The sequence below is a fragment of the Actinokineospora bangkokensis genome (genome assembly GCF_001940455.1).
Classification (GTDB): Bacteria; Actinomycetota; Actinomycetes; order Mycobacteriales; family Pseudonocardiaceae; genus Actinokineospora; species Actinokineospora bangkokensis.
The window spans coordinates 1-16578 of sequence record NZ_MKQR01000015.1; the positions used below are offsets into that span (position 1 = coordinate 1).

Below are 16578 nucleotides of genomic sequence, written 5' to 3' on the forward strand. Positions count from 1 at the left end.
GGGGTCGAGCACGGCGGTGGGCACCGGCGGGGCGAACGGCCCGGCCAGCTCGGCCTCGGCGGCGATGGCCAGCAGCAGGGCCGGGTTGCCCGCCCCGAAGCGCACCAACCGCTCCAGCAGCTCCGGCTCGGCCCCGCCCGCCAGCTCCGCGACCGCGGCGACGTCGAGCGGTGGCAGCTCCACCAGCACCGGCGGCACCGCCGTGCCGCCGAGCTGCCCGGCCACCCTGGCCTGCGCGGCGCGCGCGGCGGGCTGGTGGCCCAGCAGCGGGGTCTCGCCGCCGCCGGTGGTCACCGCGACCAGCACCCGGCCGGAGCGCAGCCTGCGCACCAGGTGCCCGAAGGCGCGCAACGACTCGTCGTCGACGTGCTCGGCGTCGTCGAGCACCACCGCGACCGGGGTGCGCCGCTGGGCCTCCAGCAGCGCCGCGAGCAGCCGGTCGCCCGCGGCGGGCGCGGTGGCGGGCAGGTCGTCGTCGACGCCGAGGCCGCGCAGCACCTGCCGGGCGGCCTCCCCGGGCAGCTCGCGCTCGTCGGGGTGGCCGGGCACCCAGACCCCGACGACGTCCGGCGCGGAGCCCAGCGCCCAGCGCAGCAGCGAGGTGCGCCCGGACCCGGCCTGGCCGCGCACCCGCAGCACCCGCGGCGCCCCGCCGCGCACCGCGGCCAGGCAGGCGAGCAGCACCGCCACCTGCGGTCCGCGCCCGACCGGTGCCCCGCCCCGGTCCGGGTCGGACGGGCTGCCCATGCGCGTGCCCCCCGATGCCTGCCGGTCCTGCCGAGCGACCAGCTGGACCGCCCCGTGCACTCCACACCCCCCCGGGTGGCGCAGGCCAGGCGGCACGACCGGAGATCAACCCAACGGGTGACACGCGCCAGGGTACGGGGGGTGGCGGGCGCCCGCCGTGCCCCTCCACCTTGGACCCGCGCGGGGTGAGGGACCCTCACCGGGTTCCACAGAGGACCCGAGCAGGCCCCGACCCGCGGCCGGGTCCGACGGGGGTCCCACCGCGCGTCCAGTGACCTGCGCGAAAGAACTTTCACGTCCACTGAGGACGGTCGGGCGCGGCGCGGCGGCGGGCCGGGTCAGCCGCGCAGCGCCGGGTCCGGGGTGACGAACAGCCCATCGACGATCACCTTGATCAGCCGCTGGGTGGGGTGGTCGCGCCTGGTCTCCCGGGGGCCGGTCTCCATCGCGCCCTCGACCATCTCGAACACCAGCTCCAGGTCACCGGGCTCGACGTCGGCGCGCACCTCGCCCGCGGCCTGCGCGCGCCGGAAGGCCGGGCCGAGCACGTCCATCAGCGCCCGGACCAACCGGTGCTGCTCACCGGTGGGCAGGTCGCGGAACACCGTGACCAGCGAGCGGCGGGCGACCTGCTCGGTGAGGATCGCCGCCAGCAGCTCGCGGAAGGTGATCTCGGACCTGGCCAGCTCGTCGAGCGCGCACAGGTGGAAGTGGGCCACGGCGTAGGCGAGGGTGCGGCGGTCGGCGAAGTGCCGGTAGACGGTGGCGCGGCCCAGGCCCGCCCGCCGGGCGACCTCCTCCAGCGTCACCTCGACACCGGGGGTGCGGTACGCCTCGTCGGCCGCGCGCAGGATCGCCTCCCGGTTGCGGCGGGCGTCGACCCGCCGGGGTCGCGGCGCCGGGGACCCGATCCCACGCATGCCCCAGGACCCTACCGGCGGGTAGTGAGATGGACAACGAGTTCCTTCTCTCGGATGCCCTGCCTACCGTGCGTGACGAACCAGCACCCACCGGGAGGTCACCGACGATGCCCACGGTCAACCGCCGCTCCGTCCTGCGCGGCGCCGCCGCCGCCACCGGCCTGACCCTGGTGGGAGCGGGCACCGGCATCGCGGCCAACCGCGTCCGCACCACCCGCGAGGAGCACCGGGTCGTGATCATCGGCTCCGGCTTCGGCGGCGGCGTCTCGGCGCTGCGCCTGACCCAGGCCGGGGTGCCCGTGCTGGTCCTCGAACGCGGCCTGCGCTGGCCGAGCGGGCCCAACGCCGAGACGTTCCCGCACGCCACCTCGCCGGACAAGCGGCTGTTCTGGTTGGGGTCGGCGCCGTCGCTTCCGTTCCTGCCGGACGTGCCCTTCGAGCGCTACACCGGGCTGCTGGAGCGCGTGGCGGGCAAGGGCATGGACATCATGTGCGCGGCGGGCGTCGGCGGCGGGTCGCTGGTGTACCAGGGCATGACCCTCCAGCCCGCGAAGGAGGTCTTCAACTCCTGCTTCCCCGAGCAGCTGGACTGGGACCTGATGAACCGGGTGCACTACCCGAGGGTCGCGCGGGTGTTGGGGTTGCAGACCGCGCCGGACGAGCTGATCGCCAGCAAGACCTACAAGGCGTCGCGCATCTTCGCCAGGAACGCCCAGCGCGCGGGGTTCTCCGTCGAGAAGATCCCCATGCCGATCGACTGGAGCTTCGCGCTGCGCGAGCTGACCGGCGAGCTCAAGCCCTCCTACACCAACGGCGACTGCGCGATGGGCGTCAACAACGGCGGCAAGCACTCCGTCGACGTCACCTACATCGCCGCGGCCGAGGCCACCGGGCTGTGCACGGTCGCGACCCTGCACAAGGTCACCGACGTGGCGAAGCTGCCCGACGGCCGCTGGGAGGTGCGCGTCGACCGGCTCACCACCGGCGGCGCGGTGGTCGAGCAGAAGGTGATCACCGCGGGGACCCTGGTCATGGCGGCGGGCCAGGCGGGCACCACCAAGCTGCTCATGCGCGCCGCGGCCAAGGGCGCCATCCCGGACCTCCCGGACGGCCTGGGCACCAACTGGGGCTCCAACGGCGACCGCATCTACACCTGGACCACCCTGGCCGAGGACTTCGGCGCCCCGCAGGGCGGCCCGGTGGTCTACGGCAGCAAGGAGTGGGACGACCCGGCCACCGCCAACACCGTCATCCAGGCGTCGCTGCCCCCGCTGCCGAACCTGCGCACGACGATGCTCGTCGGCTACGGCGTCAGCGCGGGCCGGGGCAGGTTCACCTACGACGCGCGCACCGACGACGCCGTGCTCCAGTGGGACACCAAGGCCGACGCGCCGCTGAGCAAGCGCATCCACGAGCGCATCACCGCCGTCGCGGGCCCGCTGTCGACGCTCATCGACACCACCGGCATCGCCCCCAACACCTGGCACCCGCTGGGCGGGGCGAGCATGGGCATCGTCTGCGACCTGGAGGGGCGGGTGCGCGGGCACCGCGGCCTGTACGTGCTCGACGGCGCGCTCATGCCGGGCACCAGCGCCGCCTGCAACCCGTCGATGACGATCGCCGCGGTGGCCGAGCGGGCGCTGGACGAGATCGTGCGCAAGGACGTCGGCACGGTGATCTGACCACCCCGCTGACCACCCCGCGCGGCCGGGGTGAGAATCGGCGGGTGACACCGACCGCGATCCTCGGCGCGGGCGCCATCGGCATGGCGCTCGCCGCGCACCTCGACTCCACCGGGCACCCCGTCACCCTCGTCGGCGGGCGCCCGCGGACCTCGATCACCCTGACCACGCCGACGACGACCAGCACCCACCCGGTCGCCCACGAGCCGGTGCCGACCGGGCCCGCGGAGCTGGTCGTCGTCGCGGTCAAGGCGCACCAGACCCCGGAGCTGGCCGGGGCGCTGCGGGTGCTGTGCGCCGAGGGCACCACCGTGCTGGTCGCGCAGAACGGCGTCGAGCACCGCGAGCGCCTGGCCCCCTTCACCGGGCCCGCCGCGATCGTCCCCGCGATCGCCTACCTCAACGCCGAGCGCACCGCCGTCGACCGCACCTCGGTCCGCTCCACCCCCGGGCCGGACCTGCTGCTGCCCGACGACGACGCCGCGCGCGCCGTGGCGGGGCGGTTCGCCGGCGCGGACCTGCGGGTCGCGACCACCTCGGACTTCACCACCGCGCTCTGGACGAAGCTGCTGCTCAACGTCACCGGCAACCCCATCACCGCGCTCACCGGCAGGCGGGCGGAGGTGCTGCGCGACGAGCACGTCGGCGCCGTGGCCGAGGCGCTGCTGACCGAGGCGGTGGCGGTGGGCCGGGCCGAGGGCGCCGACCTGCCCGACGACGCCGTGGCGGGCGCGCTGGCCTGGTTGCGCGGGCTGGCCGACGGCGCGACCAGCAGCATGCTCCAGGACCGGGAGGCGGGGTCGCCGCTGGAGAACGACGCGCTGACCGGGGCGGTCCTGCGCGCCGCCGACCGGCACGGCCTGCCCGTCCCCACCCACCGCACGGTGAACGCCCTGCTCGGCGTGGTCAACCGGACGTGATGTAGACAGCTGCAACTGGACAGTCCAAGCTGTCGAACCTACCGTGGGGGGCATGGCGCGGACGGGGATGCGGGTGCGGCAGCGGTTCGACCGGCGGCTGATCGCGCCGATGGTGCTCGGCTCGGCGCTCAACCCGGTCAACTCCTCGATGCTGGCCGTGGCCCTGGTGCCCATCGGCATCGCCTTCGGCGCTCCCCCGTCGGAGACGGCGTGGCTGGTCACCGGCCTCTACCTGGCCACCGCGGTCGGGCAGCCGGTGATCGGCAGGCTCGTCGACGCCTTCGGCCCGCGCCCGCTCTACCTGCTCGGCACCGGGCTGGTCGGGGTCGCCGGGGTGCTGGGGGTCCTCGCGCCGCGGTTGTGGGTGCTCGTGCTGGCCAGGGTGCTGCTGGGCTTCGGCACGTCGGCGGCGTTCCCGGCGTCGATGTCGCTGCTGCGCACCGAGGCCGAGCGCACCGGGATGGCCAGCCCGGCCGGGGTGCTGGCCACCCTGTCGGCGTCCAGCCAGGTGATCTCGGCGATCGGGCCGACGCTGGGCGGGTTCCTCATCGGGGTGGGCGGCTGGCACCTGATCTTCGCGATCAACGTGCCGCTGTCGCTGGCGTGCCTGGCGCTGGGGTGGCTGTGGCTGCCCAGGACCCACCGCGGCGGGCACCACGGGATCGACGTGACGGGGATGGCGCTGTTCGCCGCGGCGCTGACGTCGCTCATGCTGTTCCTGATGCTGCCCGGGCTGACGACGCTCCCCTTGGCGGTGGTGGCGGTCGGCCTGGCCGCCCTGTTCGCCCGGCGGGAGTTGGGGATGGCCAGCCCGTTCCTGGACCTGCGGGTGCTCGCGGGCAACCGCCCACTGCTGCTGACCTACCTGCGCCAGGTCCTCTCCTACATCACGGCTTACGCCTACCTGTACGGGTTCACGCAGTGGTTGGAGCACGGGAGGGGGCTGTCGCCGCAGGGCGCCGGGCTGGCGATGCTGCCGATGTCGGGCGCGGCGATCCTCGCCACGGCCGTCACCGGGCGCAGCGCCAGGGTGCGCGGGAAGCTGGTGGTGGGCGGGGTGGTGCAGGTGTTGGCCTGCTTGGGCTTGCTGGTCGTGGACGGGAGCAGTCCGGTGTGGGTGCTCGCGGGGATCGGCGTCCTGGTGGGCATCCCGCAGGGGCTCAACGGGTTGGCGAACCAGAACGCGCTCTACGCCCAGGCCGACGCCGAGCGGATGGGGGCCTCCGCCGGGCTGCTCCGGACGTGCACGTACCTGGGCGCCCTGGTGTCCGCGGCCGTCACAGCCGCCTTCTTCCACAACGGGGCGGGCACCGCGGGCCTGCACGGGATGTCCTGGTTGCTGCTGGGCGTCGCCGGGCTCCTGGTCGTGGTGTCCCTGGCCGACCGCTCGCTGCGCCGGGTGGGCGCCCCGACCGCGTGATCGACGGGCGGGTCGACCGGCGGGGTTGACAGGGCGAAGTGTGAGTGGTTTATTACTCCCATGGCCACGAGCAAGGAGCGGGTGCTCTCGACAGCCGACGAGCGGCGCAAGACCGTGCTGCGCACCGCGATCCACGCGTTCGCGGCCAAGGGGTACTACGGGACGACCACCACCGAGGTCGCCAAGGAGGCCGGGATCTCCCAGGCCTACCTGTACCGGCTGTTCCCCGACAAGGAGGCGCTGTTCGTCGCCGTGATCGAGCACTGCTCGCAGGTGATGGCGCGGTGCATGTCCGACGGCGCGGCGGCGGCGAGGTCCACCGACCCCGAGGAGGTCCTGGCGGCGATGGGCGACGCGTACGCGCGGCTGATCGTCGACCGGGACCTGCTCATGGTGCTCAGGCAGGCCGAGTGCGCCGCCAGCGTCCCGGCCATCGGCGACGCGGTCCGGGCCCACCTCGCCAAGCAGGTCGAGTACGCCCGCGCCGTGTCCGGGGCGAGCCCCGAGCAGGTGCAGCGGTTCTTCGCGACCGGGCAGCTGTGCAACCTCTACACCGCCATCGGCGCCGAGCAGGTCGACGCGCCGTGGGCCCGCACCCTGGGCCTGAACCTGCGCCACTACTGAGGCGCTTTTCCGTCCGCAAGTGTGAGTGATTGACCACTCTTACCCTGGAGGTACCGCTGTGCACGCTGTCATCGGAACCGGCCCCGCCGGACTGGCCCTGGTCGACGAGCTCCGCGCCCGCGGCCGCGAGGTCGTCGCGCTCAACCGGGCGGGCGAGGCCGCCGTGCCCGAGGGGGTCGAGGTGCGGGCGGCGGACGTGACCGACGTGGCCGCCATGCGCGCCCTGGGCCGCGAGGCCGAGGTGGTCTACAACTGCGCCCACGCCCCGTACCACCAGTGGGACGAGCTGCTCCCCCGGATGCAGGAGGGCTTCCTGGCCGCGGGCGAGAACGCCCGCCTGGTCGTGACGGACACGCTCTACATGTACGGCCCCACCGGCGGGCGACCCATGACGGAGCAGACCCCGCACGCGGCGACCACCCGCAAGGGCAGGATCCGCGCGGCCATCGCCGCCCGCTACCTCGACGCGCACGACGCGGGGGTCGCGGAGGTGGCCATCGCCCGCGCCGCCGACTTCTACGGCCCCCGCGTCACCAACTCCGCCCTCGGCGCCGCGGTGTTCCTCCCGGTGCTGCACGGGCAGCCCGCCTTCGCCCTGGGGGACATCGACCTGCCGCACGCCTACTCCCACATCGAGGACGTCGCCAGGACCCTGGCCACGCTCGGGGACCAGGAGCGGGCCCTGGGCCGCGCCTGGCACGTCCCGACGGTCTCGGAGTTCTCCACCCGGCAGGTGCACGCGCTCATCGCGGACCTGGTGGGCCACCCGGTCGAGGCGAACGTCCTCCCCGGACCGACGACGCAGGCCTGGGGCCCGTTCGACGCGGGCTTCATGTCCGAGTACGCGGAACTGTTCTACCAGTACCTCGAACCGCAGGTCGTCGACTGCACGGCCGTGGCCGAGGCGTTCGACCTCACCCCCGTCCCCTTCGTCGACGGCCTCAAGCAGACCCTCGACTGGTACCGCGCGTGAGGTTGTCCCGCAAACCCGCCCCTTTGTCCCCACCCGGCAGCGTCCCCACCCGGCAGCGTCCCCGACCTGCCACCACGGCCGTGACACCGGGGCGGGCGACGGGACCTACGGGTGCATGCGCGCGCCTTTGAGGACCTTGTCGGCGGCGTTGCGGGGGGCGTGCAGGCCGATGCCGACCAGGTCGAGGTGGGCGCGGGGGACGGCGCGGACGGCGGCGCGGTTGGCCTGGTCGTCGCCGGTGGCGAAGAGGTCGGCGGTGAACACGGTGATCAGCAGGCCCCGGTCGACCGCGCGCCGGTGGGCGGTGGTGATGACCTCCTTCGTCCCCTGCAGCACGAGGACGGGTTGGCCGAGCATGGGCAGGTACTCGGTGCCGTCGGCGTCCTCGTAGGGGTCCCCGACGCGGTCGGGGTGGGCGGCGGTGAGCCCGCTGACCAGGAACGCGGTGACGTTCAACTCCTGCCAGGGCAGCAGGTCGTCGCGCAGCAGGACCGCGAACTTGGTGGCGGGGCGGGTGTCTGTCTGGGGTTCCACGGTGGCCAGCGTGGCCCGGACGCGGGGGTCCGGTCTTGTACAGTCTTAGCGTGCCCGAGCGGAGCGAGGTCGCTGCCTGGCGGCCGGACCTGCCCGGGGTGCGGGAGGTGCTGCACGCCCGATTCGCCGAGCACGCCTACCCCGCGCACACCCACGACGCCTGGACCGTGCTGATCATTGACTCCGGCGCGGTGCGCTACGACCTGGACCACCACGAGCACGGCGCGCTGACCTCGCACGTGACCCTGCTGCCCCCGCACGTGCCGCACGACGGGCGCAACGCCACCGCGGAGGGGTTCGGCAAGCGCGTGCTGTACCTGGAGACCGACGTGCTCGACCCCGGGCTGGCCGGGGCGGCGGTCGACTCCCCCGCCCTGGCCGACCGGGTGCTGCGCGCCCGGCTCGACCAGCTGCACCGGGTGCTGGCCCCGGGCCGGGGCGGGCTGGAGGCCGAGAGCAGGCTGGCCCTCATCCGCGAGCGCCTGGGCCTGCACCTGGACCGGCGGGCCACCCCGGCCCCCGCCCACCGGGACCCGGGGCTGGCCCGCAGGCTGCGCGACCTGCTCGACGCGAACACCGTGCCGGGGGTGGCCCTCGCGGACGCCTCGGCCGCCCTGCACGCGCACCCGGTGCACCTGGTGCGGGCGTTCAGCGCCGAGTTCGGGCTCCCGCCGCACCGCTACCTCACCGGGCGGCGGGTCGACCTGGCGCGGCGGCTGCTGCTCGACGGGGTGCGCCCGGCCGAGGTGGCCGCCGCGGCGGGCTTCTACGACCAGTCGCACCTGACCCGCCACTTCAAGCGGATGCTCGGCGTGCCCCCGTCGCGGTTCCGGGGATGACGCGCTCGGCGCGCAGCCGGTCGAACAGCCCGGCGAACATCGCCTCGGTGTCGACGAACTCGGTGAACCCGAGCCTGCGCGCGCGGGAGCCGTCGGCCAGGAAGTCGTAGTCCCAGGAGAACACCGCGTCCGCGAACGCCCAGCTGGACACGTCGGCGTAGGGGGTGGGCCGCAGCCCGTGCGCGGCGACGATCCGGTCCCACACCGGCTCCTTGTCCGACATCACGTCGGCCAGCGACATCGGCAGCGGGTCGCCCAGGGGCACCTCGAACTCCGCGGCGATGCGCGGCCACAGCCTGCTCCACCGGAACAGGTCGCCGTTGGCCACGTTGAACGCCTGGTCGGCGCACTCCGGGGTGGTGGCGGCCCACACCGTCGCGTGGGCGAGCAGGCCCGCGTCGGTGACCTCCAGCAGGCTGTCGTAGGCGCCGGGCTTGCCGGGGAAGCGCAGCGGCACCCCCAGCTCCTTGCTGATCGTGGCGTACACGGCGAGCGCGGCGACGAGGTTCATGGGGTTGCCCAGGGCGGTGGAGCACACCACCGACGGCCGCATCGCCGACCACGTCCACGCCCCGCTGCGCGACTCCAGGAACGCCTGCTGGTCGAGGTTGAACTCCGGCGGCATGTGCCCGGCGTCGTCCTCCCGCGCGGGCGTGCGGAACGGGCCCAGGTGCGCCCCGTAGACCTTGTAGCCCTGCATCAGGCTGACGTGGCGCAGCGCGGGCGACTCCACCGCCTCGACGGTGTTGACCAGCATGGCCAGGTTGGGCGCCACCAGCTCCCGCCACGTCGGCCGGTCCTGGTAGGCGGCGTGGAAGACGTGCGTGGCCCCGGTGCCGCCGAGGGCGTCGCGCGCCGCGGCGGCGTCGAGCAGGTCGACGGTGATGTCGGCCCTGGTCCTGGCGACGGTGATGACGTCCCAGTCCGGCAGGGACCGCAGGTGGGCGACGAGCCCGGCGCCGATCACGCCGTGGGCACCGGTGACGAGTGCGGTTCTCATGCCCCCGACGCTGCCCGCCCGCGCGACCGCCAACCAGCCCCGGCCGTGCCTACCACCCGCAGGGTCAGGCTGACCGCCGCCCCGGTGGGGCACACTGGGCCCATGACCGAACTCGGCGACTTCCTGCGCTCCCGGCGCTCGCGCCTGGACCCCGCCGACCTGTCGCTGCCCTCGCACGGCACCCGCCGCGTCCCCGGCCTGCGCCGCGAGGAACTGGCCCTGGCCGCGGGCGTCAGCCCCGCCTACTACACCCGCCTGGAGCAGGGCCACAGCGCCAACGCCTCCCCCGGCGTCCTCGACGCCCTCGCCCGGGCCCTGCGCCTCGACCCCGACGAGCGCACCCACCTGCACGACCTGGCCCGCCCCCGCACCCCGGTCACCGCCCCCCTCCGCCCCGACCTGGCCGCCCTCGTCGACGCCACCGCGCACCCCGTCCTGGCCTTGAACCGCCGCACCGACGTGGTCGCCTGGAACCCGTCGGCGCACGCCCTCTACGCCCCGCACCTGCCCTTCGACTCCACCCCCAACCTGCTGCGCCTGCTGTTCCTCGACCCGCGCGTGCGCGCCCTGCACCAGGAGTGGCCCACCGAGGCCCGACGCGCCGTGGCCTCCCTGCGCATGGTCGCGGGCCGCTGGCCCGACACCCCCGACCTGGCCCACCTCATCGGCGACCTGGTCATCCACAGCCCCGAGTTCGCCGACCTCTGGTCCGACCGGCCCGTGCACCAGTGCACCCACGGGGTGAAGCTCCTGCGCCACCCGGTGGGCGACCTCACCCTCACCTTCTCCATCCTCGAAACCAGCGACGACACCGGCCACCGCCTGATGTTCCTCACCCCGGACAAGGCCTCGGAGGCAGCCGTGCGCGCCCTCACCCCCACCACCTAGCCACCCCCCCACTCTGACCAAAAACCCCCACCCCACCCCCATGAAGCCGAACCGGGACAGCACCCTGCCCGGCCTGGTGGTCCCGTTCTGCGGGAAAGGGCGACCACCCCCACAAGCCGAGCCCGGGCAGCAGGCTCTGCCCGGTTGGGTGGATTCGCTTGGTCGGGGGAGGCGATCATGTGCTACCCAACGGGACGGGCGGGCGTCTTTTCAGCCCGCCTTTTCCCCGCCCGCAGCACATGATCGCCGTAGGGGCCCCGACCAAGCGGATCCACCCAACCGGGCCACCCACCCAACCCCCCGATCCACCCACGCACCTAAGCGAACCCACCCAACACCGACAACCCACCCAGCCAGCTCAGTGCTCGCGGTCCCAAGGGCCCGCGACCCCGTCGGGGAGCAGACCCAACACCCCCGTCAGCCTCGCCACGGTGACGTAATGTCCAACCAGGACGATGACCGTGACGAGGTCCTGGTCGGAGAGAACACCACGAACGCGCGCGAGCAGCGCATCGGTCACCGGCCGCCCGGCCACGCACGCGTCCACGAGCTCCAGCGCCACAGCGAACCCGGCAGGCAGCGCCGCACCACCGACCGCCACATCCCCCGTGGTCTCGATGGCGCGCACCTGGTCCTCAGTCCAACCGCACGCGTACGCCTGATCAAGGTGCTGGGCGCGTTCGTAAGCGCTGCCGGTGAGCGCGGCCACGCGCAGGATGATCCCCTCCCGCCACTGGGCGTCCAGGTGCGCCGCGCGCAGCGCGTTGGCGGTGTCAGGCAGCGCGCGGGCGAGGCGCTCGTCGAGCAGCACCAAGGTCCGGGTGAGGTGGGACGGGAACCGCTCGTGCTGCGCACGCCGCCAACCGCGCAGGTCCTCGGGCTCAGGCAGCGGGATCCGCGCCACGCCGGGCATCACGCCACCGCCGCACTGGCGAGGAAGGCGGCGAGGTGGGCGTGGACGACGGCAGGCTTCTCCAGCGGGGACAGGTGCGCGGCGCCGGGGACCACGCGCAGCTGCGCCCCCGGGATGCCGTCGCGCAGTTCCCGGGCGGCGGACAGGGGTGAGCTGGAGTCGTGCTCGCCGACCACCACCAGGGTCGGGCAGGTGATGGCGGGCAGGTCGGACGCGCGGTCGAACCCGGCGATCATGTCCCACACCGCGGCGTGCACCAGGGGGTCGCTGGTCAGCAGGGTCTTGACCGCCCGGTCGACCAGGTCGGGCCTGCGGCGGCGGGTGTCGGCGGTGAACCAGTGCCCCAGCAGCCCGTCGAGGACCGCGGGCATCCCCTCGGCGCGGGCGGTCGCCGCGCGGGCCCGCATCGCGGCCCGGCCCGCGTCGGAGAACCGCGCGGCGGTGTCGAGCAGGGTCAGCGACGCCACCAGCTCGGGTGCGGCGACCGCGACGAGCTGCGCCAGCATCCCGCCCAGCGAGAGCCCCACCAGGTGCACCGGGCCGCCGAGCCCCCGCAGCACGTCGAGCACGACCCGGGCGACCGCGTCCCCGGCCCAGTCCCCCGGGTCGGCCGGGGTGGCGCCGTGGCCGGGCAGGTCGAACGCGACGACGTCGTGGTCCTGCCCCAGCGCGGCGACCTGGTGGTCCCAGTAGGTCAGGTCCAGCCCCGCCGAGTGCACCAGCACCACCGGCGTTCCCCCGCGGGGTCCGGTGCGGATGGTGTTCACCGCGCGCCGCGTGCTCGTCTCGATCATCGGTTCCTCCCTCGTGCCGTCCTGCACCACCAGGGTCGCGCCGACCGGTTAATGTTGTCCAACGATGAATTACGATGGGACTGATGCGTCCTGTTGATGACGGGGGGCCACGTGGAGTTGCGGTCGCTGGAGTACTTCGTCGCCGTGGCGGAGGTGGGCAGCTTCACCGGCGCGGCGGCGCGGCTGCACCTGGTGCAGTCGACGCTGTCGGTGGCCGTGCGCGGCCTGGAGCACGAGCTGGGGGTGCCGCTGTTCGAGCGCAGCACCCGGCGGGTGGAGCTGACCGCCGCGGGTCGGGAGCTGCTGGGCCCGGCGCGGGCGGCGCTGCGGGCGGCGGAGGCGGTGCGCGACACCGCCGCGGGCCTGGCCGACGGCACGTCGGGAACGCTGCGCATCGGGATCATGCACTCCCTGCCCGGCTTCGACCTGGCCGGGCTGATCACCGCCTTCCACCGCGAGCGCCCGCTCGTGCGCCTCGCGCCGGTCACCCACCCGGACGGCTCGACCGGGTTGGCCGGGGCGGTCGCCGACCACCGGCTCGACCTGGCCTTCGCGGCGGTCGGCGGGGCCCGCGGCGGGCAGCACCCCGACCTCGACGTGGTCGACCTGGCCAGCGAGCCCATCCAGCTGCTCTGCCCGCCCGGTCACCCCCTCGCGGGCCGGTCCCGGGTGCGCCTGGCGGAGCTGGCGGGTGAGCGGTTCATCGACGTCCCGGCGGCGTGGGGCAGCCGGATGAGCGTGGACCGGCACTGCGCCGCGCACGGCCTGCACCGCGAGGTCGCCGTGGAGGTCGGTGACGTCGCCACCGTCGTCGAGCTGGTCCGCGCGGGGCTGGGCGTGGCGCTGCTCGCCCCGACCTCCGCACCGCGGTCGGTCCGCGCGGAGCTGATCACCGTGGCGCCGCACCCGGTGTTCACCGTCTCGATGCTCACCGCCCGCGACCGCCCCCTGCCCGCCACCGCCCGCCGCTTCATCGCCTTGGCGCACCAGCACCTCGCACCGCGCTGACCGCGGTGGGCGCCCAGCCCGGGAGAACCCGCCTTGAGGTCAGGCCGGACCTCCTGCGGCGTGCAGGTCGTCGCGGTGCTCTTCGGCCCAGCGGGCCAACGCGAGCAGCGGTCCACCCGCGAACGACGAGCCGACCGCGGTCAACTCGTACCGCCCGCGGGGGCTCGACCGCACGACGAGCCCGTGCGCCCGCAGGCGTTCGAGGGACTGGTGCACCACCTTGTCGCTGACCCCGCCGATCCTGGCGATGAGGTCGCCGCGACGGGCTGGGCCCGACCGCAGCACGGTCAGGACGACCGCGTCCCAGGTGTGGCGGATCAGGTCCGCGCCGAGGCGCACGTGGCAGTCCGCTCCCAGCGGCTCGGTGGCGCTCACCCCAGCAGTATGCGCCACCGCTTCCTACCCTTTGGTAGGAAGCAGCGCCCTACCGTCGCAAGCACAGGCCGGGCAGCGCCCGGCTCCCAGCGAGGTGGAGGAACGAAGATGACCCCGACGCGACGACACGACGACGACCGCCCCATCGCGGTCCTGGGGGCCACCGGCCAGCAAGGCGGCGCCGTCGTCTCCGCCCTGCTGGCCGAGGGCGTCGCGGTCCGCGCTGTGGTGCGCGACCCGCACGCCCCGGCGGCCCTCGCCCTGTCGGCACGCGGCGCGCGGACCGTCGTCGCGGACCAGTCCGATCCGGACTCCCTGCTGGCGGCGTTCACCGGCGCCCGAGGGGTGTTCAGCGTGCAGCCCAGCTCGGGGCAAGCCGGGAGCGGCATGACCGACCGCGATGAGGTCGCCTACGGCACCGGGGTCGTCGACGCCGCGGTACGCGCCGGTGTGCCGCACGTGGTCTACAGCTCAGCGAACGCCGTCAGCGGCGCGCCCACCGGGGTCGGGCACTTCGACACCAAGGCCGCGGTCGAGGACCACGTCCGGCGCGCGCCCATCTGGACTACCATCCTCCGGCCCGCCGCGTTCATGGAGATCCTGCTGCTGCCGGGAACCTCCCTCGGCGGCGGCACCCTCACCTTCCTCAACCGCGCCGACCAGCGCGTGCAGCTCGTCGCCGTCGCCGACATCGGGCGAGTGGCCGCCGCCGCCTTCGCCGACGCCGCCGGGTTCGCCGGGCGCACGATCGAGCTGGCCGGGGACGCCGCGTCGGGCGAGCAGGTGGCCGCCGCCCTGTCCGAGGCGGCCGGGCGCCCCGTCGACTACGCCCGCCTCCCCGATGACGTGCTCGACGCGGACCCGCTGCTGGGCAAGCTCGCCGCCCTCATCGACGACGGCGCGTTGGCCGGTCGAGCCGACCTCGACGCGCTGCGGGCGGAGTTCCCCTTCCTGCTCGACCTGAGGTCGTGGCTCGCAGGCCCGGGAGCACCCCTGCTTCACCAAGCCCTCCGGACCACCGCGGGAAACCCCGTCGCGCTGCGCTGATCCCCTCGGTCCTGCCGCGCAGCCCGCTCGGGGGACACGGCTTGCGGGCGGGGCCGGGCGGTCAGCCGGGCGCTCGGGTCGGCAGGTCCTCCTGGTCCGCCGCCCAGGACGCCAGCACGGTCAACGCGTCCGCGGTCGGCGTGCCCGCGGGTGCGGTGTAGACGGTGAGGAGCAGGTCGGGTCCGGCGGGCAGCTCCATCGACTCGACGTCCAGGTCGAGGCGGCCGACCACCGGGTGGTGCAACCGCTTGCGGCCGGAGCGCTGGAGCCGCACGTCCTGGGTGGCCCACCGCCTGCGGAACAGCTCGCTGCGGGTCGACAGCTCACCGATGAGGGCGATCAGCTCGTCGTCGTGGGGGTTGCGGCCCGCTTCCCGGCGCAGCTTCGCCGCCACGTCGCGGGTGACCTTCTCGTAGTCGACGAAGAACGTGCTCGCCGCGTCGGGGTCGAGGTAGACGAACCGCGCGGTGTTGGCGGGGCGGCGCGGGTCGGCCAGCACCGGTGAGTGGAGCGCGCGGGCGAGCCGGTTCGTGGCCAGCACGTCGTAGCGGCCGTTGCAGATCCACGCGGGCGCGCCGGTGATGGCGTCGAGCACCTGCTGGAGGGCCGGGCGCAGCCTGCCCGCGCCCCGCGGGCGGCGCGGGGCGGGCGTCCTGGAGTGCCGCGCGAGGTCGAACAGGTGGTCGCGCTCGGCCTCGTCGAGCTGCAACGCCGACGCCAGCGCGTGGAGCACGCCGTCTGAGGCGCCCGCGAGGCTGCCGCGCTCCATGCGCACGTAGTAGTCCACCGACACCCCCGCCAGGAGCGCGACCTCCTCGCGCCGCAGGCCCTTGACGCGGCGGTTGCCGCCGTAGGCGGGCAATCCGGCCCGCTCGGGCGAGATCCGGGCGCGACGTGAGCTGAGGAACGCCTTGATCTCCACGCGCAGGTCGATGGCCACCCCGCCACCCTAGGCCGCGCCCGCAGGCGGAGGGAGGCCCTGCCAGTACCCCCGCCGGGATCGGGAGACACGGCCTAGGTGCCCGTGGCGGTGGTGGCGATGCCGCCGTCGACGGGGATGACCGCGCCCGTCAGGTAGGCCCCGGCCCGGCAGGCGAGGAACACCGCGACGCCCGCCATGTCGTCGTCGCGGCCGAGCCTGCGCAGGGGTGCCTTCGCCGCGATCCTGTCCCCGACGGCGTCGAGCGTGGCCGCCATCATCTGCGACGGGAACGGCCCCGGGGCCACGGCGTTGACCGTGACGTGCTGCGGGCCCAGCTCCCGCGCGAGCACCCTGGTGAGCTGGTGGAGCGCCGCCTTGCTGGCCGCGTAGGAGTAGTTGGGCGACTCGGCCACGTGGATGGCGGCGATGCTGCCGATGTTGACCACGCGGGCCGGGTCGTCGGCGGTGCCCGCCCGGCGCAGTGCCGGGAGCAGCGCCTGCACCAACCGGAACGGGGCCTTGAGGTTGAGGTCCAGCACCACTTCCCAGGCCTCCGCCGGGAACGCCTCCAGCGGCTCGCGCCACATCGCACCCGCGTTGTTGACGAGGACGTCCAGCCGCTCCGACTCCGCCAGCACCAGCTCGGCGAGGCGCAGGCACTCGTCGCTCGTGGACAGGTCAGCGGGGATCGCCCGGACGTCCCCGAACTCCGACAGCCCGCGCTCCGCCTCCGCGCACGCGTCCGCCGAGCGCGAGCTGATGATGACGCGCGCACCAGCCTGGAGGAGTCCGCGCGCGATCATCAACCCGATCCCCTTGGTGCCACCGGTGACGAGCGCGCGCTTGCCGCTCAGGTCGAACAGATCCGCGTGAGCGGTGAACTGATTGTCTGCCATGGGTCTTCCTCTCATCCTCCGCACAACCGGAGGCGACCCAGCCAGGCTGACAGCCCTCCGCGGCACCGAGGAGACC

Annotated in this window: 18 protein-coding genes; 9 read left to right on the forward strand and 9 right to left on the reverse strand. The window is 74.4% G+C overall.

The window, feature by feature from the left end:
* Together BJP25_RS14200 and BJP25_RS14205 are read right to left on the reverse strand one after the other, a co-directional pair.
* Positions 1 to 747 (reverse strand): ATP-binding protein (locus BJP25_RS14200; RefSeq protein WP_143219072.1); only part of this gene is annotated, 747 nt, incomplete at its 3' end.
* A 338-nt stretch (positions 748 to 1085) separates the two neighbouring features.
* Entirely contained in the window at positions 1086 to 1667 is a 582-nt protein-coding gene (locus tag BJP25_RS14205) for a TetR/AcrR family transcriptional regulator (protein WP_075975396.1), read from the reverse strand.
* A gap of 107 nt (positions 1668 to 1774) precedes the next feature.
* On the opposite strand from BJP25_RS14205, the gene BJP25_RS14210 reads away from it, so the two are divergent.
* From BJP25_RS14210 to BJP25_RS14230, 5 genes are read left to right on the forward strand one after another with little or no spacing between them, the layout of a single operon-like run.
* Positions 1775 to 3349: a GMC oxidoreductase gene (locus BJP25_RS14210; protein ID WP_075975397.1), complete on the forward strand. Its 1575-nt coding sequence runs from the start codon at positions 1775 to 1777 to the stop codon at positions 3347 to 3349.
* A 44-nt stretch (positions 3350 to 3393) separates the two neighbouring features.
* Entirely contained in the window at positions 3394 to 4269 is an 876-nt protein-coding gene (locus BJP25_RS14215) for a ketopantoate reductase family protein (RefSeq protein WP_075975398.1), read from the forward strand.
* 52 nt (positions 4270 to 4321) lie between these two features.
* A complete protein-coding gene (locus tag BJP25_RS14220) occupies positions 4322 to 5689 on the forward strand; it encodes an MFS transporter (RefSeq protein WP_075975399.1) in 1368 nt (455 codons plus the stop codon).
* A gap of 60 nt (positions 5690 to 5749) precedes the next feature.
* Entirely contained in the window at positions 5750 to 6313 is a 564-nt protein-coding gene (locus tag BJP25_RS14225; protein ID WP_075975400.1) for a TetR/AcrR family transcriptional regulator, read from the forward strand.
* A 58-nt stretch (positions 6314 to 6371) separates the two neighbouring features.
* The gene (locus BJP25_RS14230; protein WP_075975401.1) at positions 6372 to 7286 is read left to right on the forward strand and encodes an NAD-dependent epimerase/dehydratase family protein; all 915 of its coding nucleotides are present in this window, start codon (positions 6372 to 6374) and stop codon (positions 7284 to 7286) included.
* Between the two features lie 105 nt (positions 7287 to 7391).
* Here BJP25_RS14230 and BJP25_RS14235 read toward each other — a convergent pair whose 3' ends face one another.
* Positions 7392 to 7820 carry a DUF2000 domain-containing protein gene (locus tag BJP25_RS14235; protein ID WP_075975402.1) on the reverse strand — a complete coding sequence of 143 codons (429 nt, stop codon included), beginning with the start codon at positions 7818 to 7820 and terminating at the stop codon, positions 7392 to 7394.
* Between the two features lie 50 nt (positions 7821 to 7870).
* Between BJP25_RS14235 and BJP25_RS14240 the strand changes: the two genes are divergently transcribed.
* Positions 7871 to 8659 carry a helix-turn-helix transcriptional regulator gene (locus BJP25_RS14240; protein WP_075975403.1) on the forward strand — a complete coding sequence of 263 codons (789 nt, stop codon included), beginning with the start codon at positions 7871 to 7873 and terminating at the stop codon, positions 8657 to 8659.
* On the opposite strand, the gene BJP25_RS14245 is transcribed toward BJP25_RS14240, so the two are convergent.
* A complete protein-coding gene (locus BJP25_RS14245) occupies positions 8616 to 9659 on the reverse strand; it encodes an SDR family oxidoreductase (RefSeq protein WP_075975462.1) in 1044 nt (347 codons plus the stop codon). The genes BJP25_RS14240 and BJP25_RS14245 overlap by 44 nt on opposite strands.
* 102 nt (positions 9660 to 9761) lie before the next feature.
* Here BJP25_RS14245 and BJP25_RS14250 point away from each other — a divergent pair, with 102 nt between their 5' ends.
* Complete coding sequence (locus BJP25_RS14250; protein WP_075975404.1) at positions 9762 to 10547, forward strand: helix-turn-helix domain-containing protein; 786 nt, start codon at positions 9762 to 9764, stop codon at positions 10545 to 10547.
* A gap of 358 nt (positions 10548 to 10905) precedes the next feature.
* Here the strand turns inward: BJP25_RS14250 and BJP25_RS14255 are convergent, their stop codons facing one another.
* Together BJP25_RS14255 and BJP25_RS14260 are read right to left on the reverse strand one after the other, a co-directional pair.
* Entirely contained in the window at positions 10906 to 11460 is a 555-nt protein-coding gene (locus tag BJP25_RS14255; protein ID WP_075975405.1) for a carboxymuconolactone decarboxylase family protein, read from the reverse strand.
* A complete protein-coding gene (locus BJP25_RS14260; RefSeq protein WP_084794002.1) occupies positions 11460 to 12254 on the reverse strand; it encodes an alpha/beta fold hydrolase in 795 nt (264 codons plus the stop codon). Before BJP25_RS14260 ends, BJP25_RS14255 begins: the two co-directional genes overlap by 1 nt.
* 111 nt (positions 12255 to 12365) lie before the next feature.
* Between BJP25_RS14260 and BJP25_RS14265 the strand changes: the two genes are divergently transcribed.
* Complete coding sequence (locus tag BJP25_RS14265) at positions 12366 to 13262, forward strand: LysR family transcriptional regulator (RefSeq protein ID WP_075975407.1); 897 nt, start codon at positions 12366 to 12368, stop codon at positions 13260 to 13262.
* A 39-nt stretch (positions 13263 to 13301) separates the two neighbouring features.
* Here BJP25_RS14265 and BJP25_RS14270 read toward each other — a convergent pair whose 3' ends face one another.
* A complete protein-coding gene (locus tag BJP25_RS14270; protein WP_075975408.1) occupies positions 13302 to 13637 on the reverse strand; it encodes a winged helix-turn-helix transcriptional regulator in 336 nt (111 codons plus the stop codon).
* Between the two features lie 108 nt (positions 13638 to 13745).
* Between BJP25_RS14270 and BJP25_RS14275 the strand changes: the two genes are divergently transcribed.
* Positions 13746 to 14684, forward strand: a complete 939-nt coding sequence (locus tag BJP25_RS14275; RefSeq protein WP_075975409.1) for an NmrA/HSCARG family protein — start codon at positions 13746 to 13748, stop codon at positions 14682 to 14684.
* 61 nt (positions 14685 to 14745) lie between these two features.
* Here the strand turns inward: BJP25_RS14275 and BJP25_RS14280 are convergent, their stop codons facing one another.
* Together BJP25_RS14280 and BJP25_RS14285 are read right to left on the reverse strand one after the other, a co-directional pair.
* Entirely contained in the window at positions 14746 to 15624 is an 879-nt protein-coding gene (locus BJP25_RS14280; protein WP_075975410.1) for a helix-turn-helix transcriptional regulator, read from the reverse strand.
* A gap of 74 nt (positions 15625 to 15698) precedes the next feature.
* Entirely contained in the window at positions 15699 to 16502 is an 804-nt protein-coding gene (locus BJP25_RS14285; RefSeq protein WP_075975411.1) for an SDR family oxidoreductase, read from the reverse strand.
* Between the last annotated feature and the right edge of the window lie 76 nt (positions 16503 to 16578).

What these genes read in the sequence shown, in the direction of transcription:
- BJP25_RS14205 (WP_075975396.1), bottom strand. Translation starts at nt 1,667, where the DNA reads ATGCGTGGGATCGGGTCCCCGGCGCCGCGACCCCGGCGGGTCGACGCC.
- BJP25_RS14210 (WP_075975397.1), top strand. Translation starts at nt 1,775, where the DNA reads ATGCCCACGGTCAACCGCCGCTCCGTCCTGCGCGGCGCCGCCGCCGCC.
- BJP25_RS14220 (WP_075975399.1), top strand. Translation starts at nt 4,322, where the DNA reads ATGGCGCGGACGGGGATGCGGGTGCGGCAGCGGTTCGACCGGCGGCTG.
- BJP25_RS14225 (WP_075975400.1), top strand. Translation starts at nt 5,750, where the DNA reads ATGGCCACGAGCAAGGAGCGGGTGCTCTCGACAGCCGACGAGCGGCGC.
- BJP25_RS14245 (WP_075975462.1), bottom strand. Translation starts at nt 9,659, where the DNA reads ATGAGAACCGCACTCGTCACCGGTGCCCACGGCGTGATCGGCGCCGGG.
- BJP25_RS14250 (WP_075975404.1), top strand. Translation starts at nt 9,762, where the DNA reads ATGACCGAACTCGGCGACTTCCTGCGCTCCCGGCGCTCGCGCCTGGAC.
- BJP25_RS14255 (WP_075975405.1), bottom strand. Translation starts at nt 11,460, where the DNA reads ATGCCCGGCGTGGCGCGGATCCCGCTGCCTGAGCCCGAGGACCTGCGC.
- BJP25_RS14260 (WP_084794002.1), bottom strand. Translation starts at nt 12,254, where the DNA reads ATGATCGAGACGAGCACGCGGCGCGCGGTGAACACCATCCGCACCGGA.
- BJP25_RS14275 (WP_075975409.1), top strand. Translation starts at nt 13,746, where the DNA reads ATGACCCCGACGCGACGACACGACGACGACCGCCCCATCGCGGTCCTG.
- BJP25_RS14285 (WP_075975411.1), bottom strand. Translation starts at nt 16,502, where the DNA reads ATGGCAGACAATCAGTTCACCGCTCACGCGGATCTGTTCGACCTGAGC.